The 16,461-nt window shown below is 27.4% G+C and carries 20 protein-coding genes and 4 tRNA genes; 5 read left to right on the top strand and 19 right to left on the bottom strand.

Annotation, left to right across the window (positions count from 1 at the left end):
• The first annotated feature begins 418 nt into the window (after positions 1-418).
• From EHU54_RS00635 to tyrS, 3 genes are read left to right on the top strand one after another with little or no spacing between them, the layout of a single operon-like run.
• Positions 419-772, top strand: coding sequence for a hypothetical protein (locus EHU54_RS00635; RefSeq protein ID WP_400248376.1), 354 nt, complete (start codon positions 419-421; stop codon positions 770-772).
• 2 nt (positions 773-774) lie between these two features.
• The gene (locus EHU54_RS00630) at positions 775-1,281 is read left to right on the top strand and encodes a hypothetical protein (RefSeq protein ID WP_400248374.1); all 507 of its coding nucleotides are present in this window, start codon (positions 775-777) and stop codon (positions 1,279-1,281) included.
• A gap of 43 nt (positions 1,282-1,324) precedes the next feature.
• Positions 1,325-2,587 (top strand): tyrosine--tRNA ligase, encoded by a 1,263-nt coding sequence (gene tyrS / locus EHU54_RS00625; protein ID WP_400248373.1) that lies wholly within the window; start codon positions 1,325-1,327, stop codon positions 2,585-2,587.
• Positions 2,588-2,656: 69 nt separating this feature from the next.
• Here tyrS and EHU54_RS00620 read toward each other — a convergent pair whose 3' ends face one another.
• From EHU54_RS00620 to EHU54_RS00595, 6 genes are all read right to left on the bottom strand, one after another.
• Positions 2,657-2,902, bottom strand: a complete 246-nt coding sequence (locus EHU54_RS00620; RefSeq protein WP_400248371.1) for a hypothetical protein — start codon at positions 2,900-2,902, stop codon at positions 2,657-2,659.
• Between the two features lie 134 nt (positions 2,903-3,036).
• Positions 3,037-3,570, bottom strand: a complete 534-nt coding sequence (locus tag EHU54_RS00615) for a hypothetical protein (protein ID WP_400248370.1) — start codon at positions 3,568-3,570, stop codon at positions 3,037-3,039.
• A 198-nt stretch (positions 3,571-3,768) separates the two neighbouring features.
• Positions 3,769-4,833, bottom strand: coding sequence for a hypothetical protein (locus EHU54_RS00610; protein ID WP_400248368.1), 1,065 nt, complete (start codon positions 4,831-4,833; stop codon positions 3,769-3,771).
• Between the two features lie 41 nt (positions 4,834-4,874).
• Positions 4,875-5,897, bottom strand: coding sequence for a nicotinate phosphoribosyltransferase (locus tag EHU54_RS00605; protein WP_400248367.1), 1,023 nt, complete (start codon positions 5,895-5,897; stop codon positions 4,875-4,877).
• 96 nt (positions 5,898-5,993) lie between these two features.
• A complete protein-coding gene (gene ytpR / locus EHU54_RS00600) occupies positions 5,994-6,515 on the bottom strand; it encodes a YtpR family tRNA-binding protein (RefSeq protein ID WP_400248365.1) in 522 nt (173 codons plus the stop codon).
• Positions 6,516-6,517: 2 nt separating this feature from the next.
• On the bottom strand, positions 6,518-7,609 hold the full coding sequence (locus EHU54_RS00595) for a M42 family metallopeptidase (RefSeq protein ID WP_400248364.1): 1,092 nt from the start codon (positions 7,607-7,609) through the stop codon (positions 6,518-6,520).
• Positions 7,610-7,736: 127 nt separating this feature from the next.
• Between EHU54_RS00595 and EHU54_RS00590 the strand changes: the two genes are divergently transcribed.
• On the top strand, positions 7,737-8,579 hold the full coding sequence (locus EHU54_RS00590; RefSeq protein ID WP_400248363.1) for a DegV family protein: 843 nt from the start codon (positions 7,737-7,739) through the stop codon (positions 8,577-8,579).
• Positions 8,580-8,594: 15 nt separating this feature from the next.
• Positions 8,595-9,452, top strand: a complete 858-nt coding sequence (locus EHU54_RS00585) for a DegV family protein (protein WP_400248362.1) — start codon at positions 8,595-8,597, stop codon at positions 9,450-9,452.
• Positions 9,453-9,507: 55 nt separating this feature from the next.
• On the opposite strand, the gene EHU54_RS00580 is transcribed toward EHU54_RS00585, so the two are convergent.
• The 13 genes from EHU54_RS00580 to EHU54_RS00520 all read right to left on the bottom strand — a co-directional run bounded on the left by EHU54_RS00580 (position 9,508) and on the right by EHU54_RS00520 (position 16,437).
• Positions 9,508-9,600: transfer RNA gene (locus tag EHU54_RS00580), tRNA-Ser, on the bottom strand.
• An 11-nt stretch (positions 9,601-9,611) separates the two neighbouring features.
• A tRNA-Trp gene (locus EHU54_RS00575) sits at positions 9,612-9,686 on the bottom strand.
• A gap of 81 nt (positions 9,687-9,767) precedes the next feature.
• Positions 9,768-9,843, bottom strand: a tRNA-Trp gene (locus tag EHU54_RS00570).
• Between the two features lie 71 nt (positions 9,844-9,914).
• Entirely contained in the window at positions 9,915-10,400 is a 486-nt protein-coding gene (locus tag EHU54_RS00565) for a Fur family transcriptional regulator (protein ID WP_114565424.1), read from the bottom strand.
• A 14-nt stretch (positions 10,401-10,414) separates the two neighbouring features.
• Positions 10,415-10,639, bottom strand: a complete 225-nt coding sequence (locus tag EHU54_RS00560; protein WP_053391359.1) for an acyl carrier protein — start codon at positions 10,637-10,639, stop codon at positions 10,415-10,417.
• Between the two features lie 142 nt (positions 10,640-10,781).
• Positions 10,782-11,156, bottom strand: coding sequence for a hypothetical protein (locus EHU54_RS00555; RefSeq protein WP_400248361.1), 375 nt, complete (start codon positions 11,154-11,156; stop codon positions 10,782-10,784).
• Positions 11,157-11,162: 6 nt separating this feature from the next.
• The gene (locus EHU54_RS00550) at positions 11,163-11,696 is read right to left on the bottom strand and encodes a hypothetical protein (protein ID WP_400248360.1); all 534 of its coding nucleotides are present in this window, start codon (positions 11,694-11,696) and stop codon (positions 11,163-11,165) included.
• Between the two features lie 145 nt (positions 11,697-11,841).
• Positions 11,842-12,159 carry a hypothetical protein gene (locus EHU54_RS00545; protein WP_400248358.1) on the bottom strand — a complete coding sequence of 106 codons (318 nt, stop codon included), beginning with the start codon at positions 12,157-12,159 and terminating at the stop codon, positions 11,842-11,844.
• A complete protein-coding gene (locus tag EHU54_RS00540) occupies positions 12,153-12,452 on the bottom strand; it encodes a hypothetical protein (RefSeq protein ID WP_400248357.1) in 300 nt (99 codons plus the stop codon). The genes EHU54_RS00545 and EHU54_RS00540 overlap by 7 nt, the downstream gene beginning before the upstream one ends.
• Positions 12,453-12,508: 56 nt before the next feature.
• Positions 12,509-13,933 carry a proline--tRNA ligase gene (proS, locus tag EHU54_RS00535; protein ID WP_400248356.1) on the bottom strand — a complete coding sequence of 475 codons (1,425 nt, stop codon included), beginning with the start codon at positions 13,931-13,933 and terminating at the stop codon, positions 12,509-12,511.
• Positions 13,934-13,936: 3 nt separating this feature from the next.
• The gene (locus tag EHU54_RS00530) at positions 13,937-14,623 is read right to left on the bottom strand and encodes an acetyltransferase (RefSeq protein ID WP_400248355.1); all 687 of its coding nucleotides are present in this window, start codon (positions 14,621-14,623) and stop codon (positions 13,937-13,939) included.
• Between the two features lie 58 nt (positions 14,624-14,681).
• Positions 14,682-16,220, bottom strand: coding sequence for a cardiolipin synthase (gene cls / locus EHU54_RS00525; RefSeq protein WP_400248354.1), 1,539 nt, complete (start codon positions 16,218-16,220; stop codon positions 14,682-14,684).
• Between the two features lie 126 nt (positions 16,221-16,346).
• Positions 16,347-16,437 (bottom strand) — tRNA-Ser (locus tag EHU54_RS00520).
• Positions 16,438-16,461: the final 24 nt, after the last annotated feature.

Here is a 16,461-nt window from a genome sequence, read left to right as displayed (position 1 = left end):
TATCAAATTTCATAATTTTAGATTCCTATAATTTCTATTTTAAATATATTTTATAGGAATTTTAAAATAACTAGGTTATGCAAGAAGTCTATTAATTGGAAATTTTTAATATTTTTAAACAACTTAATTTACATAATAATTAATAAAAGTAAAAAAATACTACAATATCGTAAATTTTTGAGTATTTTGCATTAATTACTGATTTTATTCTTTGATATAACATAAAACAAATTAATGTAAAAACTGGTTTAATACTATCTTGTAAAGATAAATTATATATTGTTGTAAATTAGTATATATTAATTTTTATCATTAAGTTAACTAATTATTCTAATATTATTTAAAATAAATTATAAAATAAGTTATAATATAAATATAAAAGTAATATTTAATACGATTAGAAAAAGGGTGGAAAAGAATGATCTATATGTTAGCAGCAAATGATAATTTATTAATTTCACAAACAATTTTAATCATTGTTTTATTATGTTTAGCAATTGTTTTTTGCTGTTATGGCATTATTGCTGCGCGAAAAGTTGCAATTGCTGCTAAGAAATTTGATTATTTTGTTGAAGACTTAACTTATAAATCAGAAATGTTAAATTCTACTGTTGATACCGTTGTTAAAGTTTCAAATTATATTGATGTTTTTGAAGCTTTTGCAAAACGAAACGTTAAAGCATGAGTGAAAATTATTGCTCGTAATAAAGACATTGCCTATCGAATTGTTGATAAATTAAAAGATTTTGCTAATTCTGATGAGAAGGAATAATTATGGCATTTAAATTTGTTAAAACATTGGCAGTGATGGTAGTAGGAATGTTAATTGCTCCGAAAAAAGGTTCAGAATTACGACAAGATTTCATTAATTTAGTTAAAAAATATAATCCACAACTTAAAAAAATGGTTAATAAAATTGAGATTGTATGAGAAAAATCGCAAGGAATAGAATCAGATGAAGTTGCAGCTGATATTGAATTGCACATTAAAAATGTCAAAGGTGCAGTTGAAATTTTAGATTCTGCTTCAACAAAAGAAATGGCTTATAAGACATTAAAGAAAATTGATAATGGTGCAGTTAAATTAATTAAAGCAGCAGCAAAATCACCTAATGTGCGCGCAGTGGCAAAAGATTTAGCAAAAATAACAGTTTCAGCAATTGACGCTGGAATTAAGGTAACTGAAGATTTGAAAAAAACATCATCATCAATTTCTGAAAAAATTATTGAAGAAGGAAAGTCTGCCCCAATTAAAAAAGATTCAAAAGTAGATAAGAAATAACTCTAATAATTTAGAGTTTTTTAAATAGCAAAGGAGATAAATGATGGTAAAAAATATTTTAGAAGAATTAAGATGAAGAGGACTATTAAAACAAGTAACTAATGAAGCAAAATTATTAAAAGCGCAAGAATTAAAAAAAGGAGTTTATTGTGGTTTTGATCCAACCGGTGATTCATTACATGTTGGGCATTTAATTCAAATTATGTTATTAAAACGTTTTGAAATGTTTGGATTTCAACCAATTGCTATTATTGGTGGTGGGACAGGAATGATTGGTGATCCTAGTGGAAAAAAAGCAAAACGGGTATTGCTAGATGATAAAACAATTAAACATAATGTGGAAACCATTAGTAATCAAATGCAACAATTAATTGGGTCAAAAGTTAAAATGGTTAATAATGCTGAATGATTGCAAAAAATGACCTTGATTGATTTTTTGCGAAATGTTGGTAAAGATTTTAATATTAGTTATTTATTAGCAAAAGAAAATATTGCAACTAGAATTGAAGTTGGTTTATCATATACTGAATTTTCTTACACATTATTGCAGGCTTATGACTTTTATCAATTATATATTAATTATGATTGTGCTGTTCAAACTGGTGGTAGTGACCAATGAGGAAATATTACTTCGGGTACAGATTATATTTATAAACAAATTGGAGAAGATAATTTAGCTTGTGGTTTGACAATGAATTTATTAACAAAAGCTGATGGTTCCAAATTTGGAAAAACAGAATCAGGGGCAGTTTGATTAGATTCAAAAAAAACATCGCCGTATGAATTTTATCAATTCTTTTATAACCAAGATGACCAAGAAGCAGGGAAATTATTACGTTATTTAACAATGTTATCTGAAAAAGAAATTATTGCTCTTGAAGCAGTTCACCAAAATGAACCAGCACAACGCATTGCACAAAAAAAACTAGCAGAAGAAGTAACTTTATTTGTTCATCAAGCAGCAGAATTAAAAACAGCACAAATTGTTAGCGAAGCTTTATTTAAAGGCAATTTACATGAATTATCAGAACAACAGCTAGACCAACTTGATAACAATTTACCTAATTTTCATTTAACAAATCTTAATTTGCCGCTGCTTGATTTATTAGTACAAGCACAGATTGTTTCTTCTAAACGTGAAGGTCGTGAGTTTTTAGAACAAGGTGCAATTACTATTAATGGGCAAATTGTTAAAGAAGAAACTTGACTTGTAGCAAAAGATAATTTTTTATTTGATAAATATTTAATTATTCGTCGTGGAAAACGAAAATATCATTTAATTTATCTTACAACTAACAAAAAATAAAAAAAGAACATTTTACCATTTAAATAATGCTATTTATAGGAATAAAGTGTTCTTTTTAGTTTTTTAAAATTATTGCAATTTAATAGGTTTATTTTTAGTTGCTTTCTTTTTATTTTTAAAATAAAGACGAGTATAATAAATTACTTGTGCTAATAATATAACAAAAATATTGATAAACGCGAATAAACGACAATGTCAAGGTGTTTGTGGTAAAGCAAACACAGCAATTAATAATAATAACGCATAAGCATTTAAGATTCCCCAAATTGTAATTTTATGTCATAATTTTAGTTTTCTTTTTTGACCTTTTTTCATACTTGTGACCTTTCTTTGAATTTTTCCATATTCAATATGTGTAAAATTACACTTAGTATTATTTTAGCCTAAAAATATTAGATTTTTTTTAAATTAAGATATTTTTACATTAAATTGTAAATGTAATAAATTTCTTAACTAAATAGTAATATATAATAGACTTCTTTATAAGATGGGACTTTTAATAAGACAGATTCTGAAAAATTACCACTACCTGTAAAAGAACGAATAATTTCTTTTTTATCATTAAACCAAAAATACGATTTCATATGCGACAACCTATTAGGCTTATCAATAACATTATCTTGGTTATTTAAATTATTGTGTGAAAACTTTTGATTATATTTAGCAACACGTTCTTGCTCATTTTTTGCACGACCTGAAACCATATAACTACGAATAATATCAACCAAAAATTTACCTTTAACACTTTCAAATAAATACTTTTCAACAAGAGATGTACCAACAAATCCGTTAATAAAAACAACATGGGCAGTATCCTTGGGTGTTTCTTTAATCATTTCTCATATTTGGCTTTTTTCAGTTTCAAAATCACCATTTATATGTCTAATACCAAAAACAATACCTGCAATAGCTCCTGCTGTTGCTAAGACACCAAAAGTTGTTCCTCTGATTATTATTGTTTGTTTTTTTACTTTTCTATTCATTTAATTAATTCCTATCTTTTTGTTAAATTATTTAAATATATGTGTTTTCATAATTGCATTCCTACTAATATTTTATAATATTTTTTAAATTATTTTTTTATAATAAAGGTTTTAACAAAAAAATTAGCACCAGTAAAATTGGTTGATTCCCCTATTCATTCTTTTAATCACACTATCAGTTTTTAAAATTTTCCTTACCTATTCATTATTATTTTCATTATACCTTTGAACATTATTAATTTGTGTTTTAATTCGTTCACGACGTTTTGCTTCTGCTTCCTTTGCTGTTTGCTCTTCAATTTCTAACATGCGTGATAAATAAGAATTACGATTAGTATGATATTCTTTAACGTGGTTCATATCTGGTTCAGAATCACTGTTTCGTAAATCATGCAATTTCTTATGATATCCTGATGCATTTTGTGATAATGGTTTCGGGCGACGAAGAAACTGATTATTTAAATTATTTTCTTGTAAATTAAGTAGCGTTTTAAATCTAACTGCTCCCGCTTTTGTTGAATTATGTTGGATTAATCGACGGCGTTGCTCTAATGGCATATCTTCAGAAAAATTATCATCAATATGATAAGCTTCAGCAACTGCATTGCGAATCTGTTCATTAATTTCTCTTTGCTCTTCAATTCCTTCAAACATTGCTGTTTGCTCATAATCATCAACATTATGTTGTGGCATTGGATTACGAATTTTTTCTTTAATTTGTTCTAATTCTACTTTTAACTCAGCTGTTCTATCGCCAAAAATATTTGTTCCACTTTTTCGTGGCTTTAATAAAAATGATACCGTTTGTGCCGTTGGTTCAGATAATTTATTTTTAGTTTTTAAAGTTGATGGAATAATTTCTTTATTTGTAACTGGATCATATTTTCGAAAATATGGTTCAATGTTAGTTTTATCAAAAGACGAAATTTTTTCTTCAGTAATATGAATTTTCGCTAACTCCGCCTTCTTCTCACTCACCCGCTGAGCAATAACATTCTCAATCGAAGTTATGGGATTAATTTCTTTTTGTTGTTTATATGAATGCGACATATTAACTTTAAATTCATCAGCACCATCTAATTTTTTTCCATATAAAGGTGAAATAACTTCACATAACGATGTTAAAGGAGATTTATTCTTATTATTTTCAATTGTAATTTTTTCGTTTTCATTTTGATATTGTTTTCGTTCCTGTTTTAAATGAGGATAAGCATCATCATGATTATAATAAGACTCTATTTTATGGTTTTTATTTTCACTCATCATGAAAACCCCCTTTATTTACATATATTATAAAACATTTCTTATTTTTTAACTAGTCGATTCGAAGCAATATTACTCCGCCCAACCTTTGCTTGATCAACACCATTTAATTGAACAGCATCACCAGTAAAGCCAATATTAATTTTTGCCAACGATTCACCAACACCATAAATATCAACAGGAACACCTTCTTTTTCAAAATCCTGGATTTTTTGAACATTAAATCCTGATGAAACAATAATTTTAATATGTTGATATCCTGCCTTATCTAGAGTTTGACGTAAAGCACGAATTAAGTGTTTATTAACACCATTAATTTCACTACTTGGATACTTATCTTCTTTTCCAAGAAAATATTTATCGATTAATGATTGAGAAGTATCAACACGAACTGCATATAAATTTGAAAATGCACGTGCTACTTGCAAAGTATCAGTAATAACATCATTATTATAATCAACTAAAGCCACTAATTTATCAGTTGAATAAAACTTTTGATAAGCTTTCAAAGCTGCAATTAAATCACCATTAAAAGTTTGGATTAAAGCATGCGGAACAGTGCCCATAGGCTCATAATTACCAACTAATTTTGTTACTTGTGCTGTTGTAACAAAATTAGTTATTCCACCAATTTTTGCAGCATAACCATCATTTTCTTGATTATAATAATAATCACTACGATCATTCATATATATCACTGGCTTATTATTAGTTGCTTGTAATACACGATAACAATTTGTTGCAATACTTGTTTGTCGTGCTAAAATACCATCAATAATACCTTCTAAATGGCCAAACTGATAATAATGCCCAGTTACTTTTAAAACTGGTTCATTAGCTTGAATTAAATCGCCATCGGTTAAGGCAGTGATTTCTAAACTTTCCGCATTAAAAACTTCTGTTTTTAATAATTCAACACATTCATTAACGCCTGCTAGAATAACATTTTCTTCACGTTGAAAAAACTGCATTGTTATTAAATCATTTGGTTTTTCATTTTTTAAAATATTTGCTGTTTTTAAAAAATAAATTGCACTATAATACCCTGTCTTAATTTTGCCCATTATAATATTCCTTTCAAAAACTATTTCCCAGATGATATTGTTGCTTTGATAATATAATAACATAATTTTTTTACCAATAATAGTAATTGGTAATACCTATTCGCGTTCAGAACAAAGCATTCCATTTGAAATAATTCCTCGTAATTCACTAAGAACAATTTTTAAACCTGAAGGCATAATTGCCCCAACACGCGCAACAACAACCAATTTGCCAATATCACAATTATTAGCTCCACAAATAATTTGTTCAGTTGATAAACCAATGTCTACTTGACAAATATTTAATTTATCTGAATTAGGATGTTTTTTACGCTCAAGAATTTTACCAACAATAAATTGTGGTTGTTGATTAATATTAAAAGAATAATCTTTTTGTTTAAAAATACCTCCTAACTCTGCTAATAAATCAGAATTATCACTATTAATTCCTAACTTCAAAGATGTTGTTAAATGTTTACTAGCATTTAACAAATTAAACCCACAACATTGGTGGCTTTGATTATAAAATAAAACATAATCATTATTAATAACATAATTAACTGCATCAGGTGTTGATTCATATCCCATTAAAACATCAAAGCCTTGATTATAAGATAAACCAATTGTTTTTGTTCCCATTTTTACTCCTTATTACTTCAATTAAATCCTTTAATTTTTGTTTCATCTAAATCTTCAATAATTGTTATTATTAACTTAATTGTTTCATTAAAGTCATCTAAATCAATAATACCACTAATTGTATGCAAATTACGGGCAATTAAACACGCTTGAATAGTTGGAATACCAGCTGTTGTTAAATGAACAGCTCCAGCATCAGTTCCTCCTGGCGAAATATAAAATTGATATTTTATTGCATGTTTTTTCATCAATTTAAGTTGATATTGAATTAAATCATAACGCGTAATATAGCCATTATCCATTCCACGTAACATTACACCTTGCCCTAATTGACCAAAAGTTGTTGTTGATTCATAATCTTGTCCTGGTGAAACATCAGTTACAATTGCAAAATCAGGATTAATTAATGCTGTTGCTGTTTTAGCACCTCGAATTCCAACTTCTTCTTGCACACTAAAACCAACATATAAATCATAGTCTAATTGTTTATTTTTAACTTGTTCTAAAACTTCTAATCCTAAAATAACACCCATTCGGTTATCAATCGCTTTTGATAATAATCGTTTATCATTTAAGAAAACTGTTGGACCTTCACAAATTACAAAATTTCCTTCTCGAATTCCAACTTTATAGGCTTCTGCTTGTGAAGAAAAACCAAAATCAACTAACATATTAGCAATTGGCGTTGGTTTTAATTGAGCTTCTGGTGATAAAAAATGCGGTGCAATTGCTGAAATCGCACCAATCAAAAACGTTCCATCATCTTTTAATAACTTTACTCGTTTAGCTAATAATGTTTGTTCTCAAATACCTCCTAATGGATTAATACGAACTAAACCTTTACTATTAATTTGGCTAACCATAAAACCAACTTCATCACCATGTGCCATTAACATTACTTTTTTTGGATTTATAATTCCTTTTTGATTTCGAATTACAGCAAAGCAACTCCCTAAATTATCTTGAATTATTTCTGAAGTATATTTTTGATAATATTGTTTTAATAGTTTAACAACTTCTTGCTCACATCCAGATGGTCCAAATGCTTGTAAAATAGTCTCATACATTTTTTTCTGTTCAGTAGTAATTTTCATTGCTATCTTCCTTTCATCCTTGAAATTATTATATCAAAGTTTATAATTAATGTATTGTTAAGACGTTAACAATACCTTAACTTAGATTCAATGATACTTAAGAGATAGAAATAAATGGAGGAAAAATATGAGCAAAGTTGCATTAATAATCGACTCATCGTCTGGAATTAAGAAAGACGATTTAAAAAAATATGAAGATACTTATTTATCACCATTATTACTAAATTTTCCAGATGGAAGTGAAGTGGAAGATGACGAAGATGTTATTTCATTTAATGAATTTTATGATATTTTAGAACATCAAGTTATCAAAACTAGTCAAATTCCAATGGGAAAAATGTTAAGTACTTGAAACGAATTGTTAAAAAAATATGATGGCATTGTTTTTATGGGATTATCAAAGGGACTATCTGGTCAGCATGAAAATATTTCAATGTTAGCTCAAGGCGATGAATATAAAAACAAAGTCTTTGTTATTGATACTGACGGGGTAAGTCAACTGCTAGTATATATGATTGATCTAGTATATCAATGAATTGAAGAAGGAATTGAATTAACAAAAATTCAATCAAAACTTGATTTAATTAAAACAAAAGTTAGCGCCTTTATTATCCCAAAAAGTTTGGAAACTTTAAAACGCGGGGGTCGAATTACAGCGGCAGCGGCAGCTTTAGCATCGCTTTTGAAGATAACCCCTATTTTGAGATATGATGGTCGCATTGATAAATTTGATAAAACTAGAACATTTAAAAAAGCTGTTGAAACAGCTTTAGGACAAATAAAAAAAGAACGGCAAAATTGAAAAAACATTATTTTATTGCATTCAAAAACAGACGATGAAACATTAAAAGAAGTTTACAATATTATTGAAGACGCGGGTGCTAAAATTACTTCAACATACATTTTGCCAAATGTTATAGCAGCTCATACAGGAGCAAATACGGTTGTGCTAGTATGTTGAGATGAATAAAAGGAGGTACAACCAATGAGTAAAAAAATTGCAATCTTAACTGATTCATCAGCAGGTTTCACAACAGCAGAAATTAAACAATTAGGTATTCATGTTATTCCCTTACACATTATTTTAAATAATGAAGTTGATATCTTAGATACGGAAGAAGAAACAACAAAACATAATTTTTATGAAGTTGTTCAAACAGGAACAACAAAAACAAGTCAAGCATCAACTGGTGAATTAATGGTTAAATATGACAAAATTTTAAAAACATATGATGAAATTATTCATTATCCAATTGCTGAGAAACTTTCAAGCCAATATGCAACTGCTTATCTTTTAAGTCAAGATGAAAAATATCGTGGAAAAGTTCATGTTGTTCGTAATCATACAGCAGCTTTTGCTTTAAAAACATTAATAATTTATGCTAATGAATTAACAAAACAAAATCTTAGTGTCGAAGAAATTATTGCAAAAACAAATGAACTTGAGCAAAAAACATATATGGCAATGATTCCTGGTAGCTTAGATCGTTTATCAAAAGGTGGGCGTGTTGGAAAAGTTTTATTATCATTAACTAACTTATTTAAAATTAAAATTTTAATTCAATGAGGAGAACATCCTAAAAAAATTGCCTCATCACGAACTTTAAATAATTTAATTGAAACTTTAGTTGAAACATGAGAAAAATTTAAAAAAACAGTTAAAATAAACTTTCAATTATTTGTTTTAAAAACAAGTGAATGTGCTAGCAAAGTTTGAGATAATGTTACACAAAAATTAAATGAATTAAAAGTTAATTACCACACCGAAAATTTAGCTAATATCTTTGTTGCACATGCAGGGTTAAACACAATTGCTTTTGTTGCTGTTCCACAAATTAAATAATAATGAAAAATCATTTCTAATATTAAAAATGATTTTTCATTTTTTCTTCATTAAATGGCGGAAGTAAAGAGATTCGAACTCTTGCATGGATCACTCCATCTAACGGTTTTCGAGACCGCCCCCTTAAACCAGACTTGGGTATACTTCCACTGTTTAAACTGGCAGGGGTGACAGGACTTGAACCCACAACGTACGGTGTTGGAGACCGCTGTTCTACCATTAAACTACACCCCTAAATCCTTTTTAAATCATAACATAATAAGATAAATATGGCAAAATAAAAAAGTATTTCCATACTTTCATCTTTTTATGTTATGGCAGGGGTAGCAGGACTTGAACCCACAACACCCGGATTTGAAGTCCGGTGTTCTACCGATTGAACTATACCCCTAACAAGATAAATTAAGCGCCTAAATTAGCACTTAACTATTTTAACAAAATAATAGAAAATAGCAAATAATTTTACTTATTTTCTTCATTGAAGTACTCTTCAAATTGAAGTGGTTCATATTTTTTATTATGGCACTGATCACAGATTCCATGCCCTTCAATTTTAAAATGGACTGGTTCTCAATTAATATTTGTCATTACATCTTTTAAATTATCTAACTTAATTTCATGTAAAATATTCGTATCTTTAATATGAACAACATTTTTACAAATATCACAAACCATATGAAAGGATGGGTTTTCTGCTAAATCATATCAAATTTGTTTACCATCAAAAGAATTTGTAAAAACAATATGCTCACTAATTAATAAATCAATTGTGTTGTAAACTGACATTAAATTAACATTTTTAAATTCTTGTTCTAACAATGTTACAATTTCAGTTAACGTTAAATGTTGCTTTTCTGATAAAATTTTAATAATTGCTAACCTAATTTCAGTAATTCGGTAATTTTTACTTTTTAATAACTGTACAATCCCGTCATATGATAATGCCATTGCCACCAGCTCCTTTATTTTTTAATTTCTTTAATAACTTCAACTAAATCTGCAACTGTTTTAATATCCATTAATTTATCATCTGGTATTTGAATTCCACATTTTTTCTCAGCCTCAATAACTAAATCCATCAAATCTAATGAATCTAATCCTAATGTTTTAAACTCCGTATTTAAATCAATTGGTTTAGAAATTCCACGTTCTTTTAAAACTTTTTTAATTTCATCTAGAACATTCATTTAAAAGCCCTCACATTCTCTTAATAATTAATATAATTATAACAAGTTTAGCAATAAAATAATAGCATTCACTAGTGTAAGCTTTCTAATGTAAGCTTCCAAGCTTGATATAATTGTTGTTCATTATGATAATGATAGACAGTTATTGTTTTTGAATAACTAATTTTTTCATTACTATAATAGAAACTAAGATAACTTGTTGGATGATAAAAAACATTATTTGCGAAATTCAACATTTTAAAAAATAATAATGAAAACGAATATTATCAAAATAATATTCACTATATACATAATTAATTTTTATTCGTAATTTTCTAGGATCTAAAACAAATTTTTGTTCTGGTTGCAACTCAACATTCTCATTGTCTTTATTAAAAACACGTAAATTAACTTTAGGTTTATTATTACTAATTAAAATATTTTTATAAACATAAATAAAAATAGCACTTAAAAAAACTAACATTGAGAACAAAAAACCAAGAATAATAACTAATCTTTTATTAAAAATTTTTTTCATCTGTAACTAATTTTTGCTCCACAAAAAAAAATCAAATTCAAATTGTGTTAATAAATCTTGGTTAAATTCTTTATTATAATAATTAGGTAATTGTTGAGTAACGATGCGATAAGTCATTGTTAAGCATTTAAACCAATTTGAATTAACAAAAAAAGTATTATTAACATTTATTTTAGGAATAATTGGTTTAAAAATAAAATTTTGAACAAGATTAAAATTAAATCGTTCTATTGTTGTAATAAAATTTATTTCGCTTTGTGCAAGAAAGGGATTAACAAGAAAATTATTTAAGGTTAAATTATTATTTGCTTCAATTTCAATTTGGTTTTTGTTTTGATTATAAACTGTATTTTCAACAAAAAAATGTTCATAAACCTTCTGCGCTGAATTATATTTTAAATAACTTTGTAAAATCTTAAAATTGTATTTTGTTTGTTTACTAATTATCATCGTTGTTGTTGGAATTAAAAGATGCTGATTATTAAAAAATGTTCATAATTTTGCTATTTTAGTATGAAAATCAATTGGAAAATCAATCATATCTAAAGAATTGAAAACACTTAAACCACGTAATGCAAATAAACTAGTTATTTTTACTCCATTTATTTTTGGTGGAATTAATTGAAAATAATTAGCAAAAATATCATAAAAAGTTTTAAATTTTTTTTGTTTTTCATCGTAATTTTTATATTGAAAGATTCCGAATAATTTTTTTTGTTTGTTTAAGAAAGTCTTTCTTATAATTAAAATTTAAATAAAATTCTTGATAAGAATTTTTTGTTACTAAATCATTGTCCCGAAGATTAGGTGCATTAATAACTAAACTAATTTTATTTGTTTTATTCATATCAAAACACTGGGCTGGAATAATAACTTTTCCTCATTTTGAGTATTCCACTTGTGTTTGTGATATTTTTAAAATTGTTGAACTAGCGGTTGCTTGTAATTCCGTTGTGATTTGACATTGTTTTTTATTATTAATATTTAAATATACTTTTAACATTGAAAAATTAAAATTAAATTGAAAAAACGTTTTTTTAAAACATCAAGCAATTTGGTATTTGGTTCGTGGTCAGTTTTATATGCTGTTGTTAATTCACCAGTTGGAGTAAACCATGGTTTTAAATTGCCAATATTAGAACGAATATAAAAAGCATAGGCTTTACTATTATCACCATTATCAAAAGCAAATAAAGGAATTGTTAAATCTAATGCTAAATTAATTTTATTATTAGAAGCAAACTGAAAAGAATTATAAACTGCTAATGGCTCTTCAATAAAATTTTGATTAAACAAATAAAAACCTCCTTTACAATTGAAATTTATCAAAAATAAAAAAGATTTCCTTGTTATTAATAAGCTCGCGCAAAATAAACTAAATTAGTTGCTGGTTGTCCGCAATGAAAACAAGTTGTTTTTTTTGTTGGAACATCAAACGGAATACAACGTGATGTTGTTTGTGTTTCAGCTTTAATTGTATCTTCGCACTCAATGTGACCACAAAACGGCACTAAAAATAAACCATTCATTTTTGCTAAAGTTTTTTTATACTCTGAATAATTATCGATTTTTTTTGTCCGTTGATGACGATTATCCAAAGCTCTTTGGTATAAATTTGTTGCAATTTGATCTAATAAATCAGAAACTACTTTTTCAACTTCTGTTCAGGAAACAGTAATTTTTTCAAAAGTATCACGCCGAGCAATTGTAACTTGTTGCTGTGCTAAATCACGAGCTCCAATTTCAATTCACAATGGAATTCCCTTAATTTCAGCATTAGCTGCACGAAACCCAAAACCTTTGTCTGATTGATCAATTTCACAACGATATTTGTGTAATTTTTTTTGTAGTTGCTCAACTGCAAATAATTGCTCATCATTATCATTATTAATTGGTAAAATCATAATTTGAATTGGTGCAATTTTAGGTGGTAATACTAGTCCATTATCATCACTATGTGTCATAATAAGCCCTCCTATCAAACGCGTTGAAACCCCTCACGATGTTGAGTAAGCATATTCTAAAGTATTTTTTTGATTTGAAAATTTAATATCAAATGTTTTAGAAAAATTTTGACCAAAATAATGACTAGTCCCACATTGTAAAGCTTGACCATCATACATTAATGATTCGATCGTATAAGTTTCTTCTGCTCCAGCAAATTTTTCACGTTCTGTTTTTTGCCCTTTAATCACAGGTAATAATAAAGTTTTTTCTGCAAAAGTAGCATAAATATCTAAAATTTTTAAAGTAAATTGCTGTGCTTCTTGTTTTGAACTATGAATTGTATGCCCCTCTTGTCATAAAAATTCACTTGTACGTAAAAACGGACGGGTCGTTTTTTCTCAACGTAAAACATTAACTCATTGATTATATAACAGTGGTAAATCATGATAACCTTGGATTTCTTTACTAAAAAAGGTTCCAAAAAGAATTTCTGATGTTGGTCGAATGTATAATTCTTCATCTAAGACTTTATCTCCAACTTTTGTTACTGTTGCAATTTCTGGTGAAAACCCTTCAATATGTTCTTTTTCTTTATTAAAAAGAGTTTTTGGAATTAGTAAAGGAAAATAAACATTTTTTACACCATTTTTTTTAAATTCAGCATTTAAAATTTTTTGAATATTTTCTCAAATTGCATATCCATAAGGTTTAAAAATAGTTGTTCCCTTGACTGGCCCATAGGCAATTAAATCAGCATTTAAAACAATATCAGTATATCATTGCGCAAAATCAACTTCACGCAGAGTAATTTTCTCTAACTTTCTCTTCATTCTTTACTTCTTTCTACCTTCTGTTAACACATTAGAAACATTTCCTTTTTCACCTTGAAAAATTTTAAGTTTTAAATTATTACTTTTAACATACATTTGAATTCGATTTAAATACTGATTATTTTTCATTAATATTCAGCGAATTGCTGTTGGTTTCACATCTTCAAAAACTTTTACACGGCGGGTTACATCATCATATTCTCAATCTTTTTTTGTTAAATGAAATAAATTTTGAATATCAATTGCAATCACAGTAATTTGACTTGGATCAACTTTTTGCTCTGCAATTCAACTTCAAAAATAATGTCGCGTTGAATTATCTAATTCAAACTCTAAATGATCAGGTTTTTCTAAATATGTTCAAACAATATATTCACTTTCTTTTGCCAAATGAATATTCTTAACTGGCTGTAGCCCAAATTCCAATTGCCGTAAAACATTACTAATATCAGTATAAAATAATAATGACTTAATTCGCTGGCGATTTAATTCTTTAATAATTTTGTGCGTTTTACGCCGTTTAAAACTAAAACCAGTTTTAATTTTACTATTATCATCTTTATCTTCAAACAAACTACTTTCTAAATTATCTGATGATGACAATGATTTTTCTTGTAATAAGTTATGCTTTTTTTCTGTTTGATGTTCCTTTTCTTTGCCCTCTTTATTTTTTAATTTATTAAATAGCATTATACCCCTCCTTCACATATTAATTATACAAAAAATTATTCTTGATATTAGCATTAACTTATAAAATTGGTGCGACTAATTTTAAACATGTTAACAACAGTCGATAACTCAAGGGTTTATATTTAATTGGTCATTCCTGTCATAAAATTGAATGTTCATAATCTCATTCTCAACGAGGAATAAAGCTTGCGACTACCTCTGGATCATAAATAACTGCTGTTGTTTGATGGTCAGAAAAGAAACTACGGTAATCTAAATTACAAGTCCCAATCAGAGCAATATCATCATCAAAAATAGCAATTTTATTATGACTAAAAGTATTATTCATTTCATAAATTTTAACACCACTAGCAAATAAAGGTTTACAGTAACTTTTTGTTATATCTAAAACAAAAATTTTATCAGTCAAACCTGGAATTGTTAAACGAACATCAACTCCAGCACGTGCTGCAAGAATTAAAGCTTGAATAAGATCATCTGGTGGAATAAAATAAGGAGTTGATAATCAAACTCGTTTACGAGCTTTGTTAATTAATGAAATATATAGGTCTTTGGTAATGGAATGATCAATGCTAGGACTATGATTAACAATTTGTAAATGTGATTTACCCTTCATATTGTATTGTTTTGGTGTTAAAATGGCAGGTTCTAAACCTGTGATTATTTCATGACATTTAGTTGCAAAAAATCAGTCATCAGCAAAAATTACTTCCAAACCTCGAACCGCTTCACCTTCAATTCGTACTTGTATATCATGAAAAATTCCAAACTTTCATGATTTATCAGCATATAAATCGGCTAAATTAATTCCACCTGTATAACCAATTAAGCCATCAATAATAACATCTTTACGATGATTACGATAATTGGCATTCCCACTAATAAAAGGTGTAATAATTGGTAAATATTTATGAACTCGAACACCAGCTTTAATTAATTTTTTAATACTTTTTTTACTAATTTTAAAGTAACTACCAACATGGTCATAAATCATATAAACCCGAACACCAGCTGCAATTCGCTCTTTTAAAACTACTAAAAAAGATTCAAATAGTTCACCATCAGCAACAATAAAATAAGTTAATAAAATATATTGTTGTGCTTGTTGTAAATCTGTTAATAATGATTTAAAAACACGGGTCCCATTTGTAATTATTTTAATTTTATTATTTTGGTATAGTGGCTTATTCACATGCCGCATTAATAATTCAACAACATTCCCAAATTTTTGATTAGGAGCAGTATATTTTATTAAACATGTCTTATTTTTTTTACAATAAGTATCATATTCTAATTTATTTAAATGATTGTACAATAATGATTTTTTATTTGAATAATGGTATTTTCGACCAAAAAAAACATATGAACATAGACCAATAAATGGCACAAAATTAATAAAAATAATTCAAGAAAATTTAACTTCATAACGTCGTTTGGAAAAAAAGAAAAAGAATGAGAAAATTAAATCAATAATAACAATTCCTAAAAAAATATATAAGAATTTAACATTGAAAATAATAACGACAACAAGTAACCCCATAATCGCCATACCAAATAAAAAAATCATTGATAAAATAATTTTTAATCAATTTTTCATTATGCTTCCCCTTTGCTTCCCCTTTATTGCACAATATTACTACTTTTATTATACCAATAATTTATAAAGAGTTATAAAAATTATTTATAACTCTTTATTACTTTTTTTCGTTAAATGTAAATTAAATGGCGGAACAGGAGAGACTCGAACTCTCGCGCCGGTTACCCGACCTAACACCTTAGCAGGGTGCCCTCTTCACCAACTTGAGTACTGTTCCGTGGTGATACCTTATATATTATAC

This window comes from Spiroplasma sp. ald (assembly GCF_044714355.1).
Classification (GTDB): Bacteria; Bacillota_I; Bacilli_A; order Mycoplasmatales; family Mycoplasmataceae; genus Spiroplasma; species Spiroplasma phoeniceum.
Note: the sequence above shows the minus strand (reverse complement) of the source record. Positions and strands in the feature narration are given on the sequence as shown.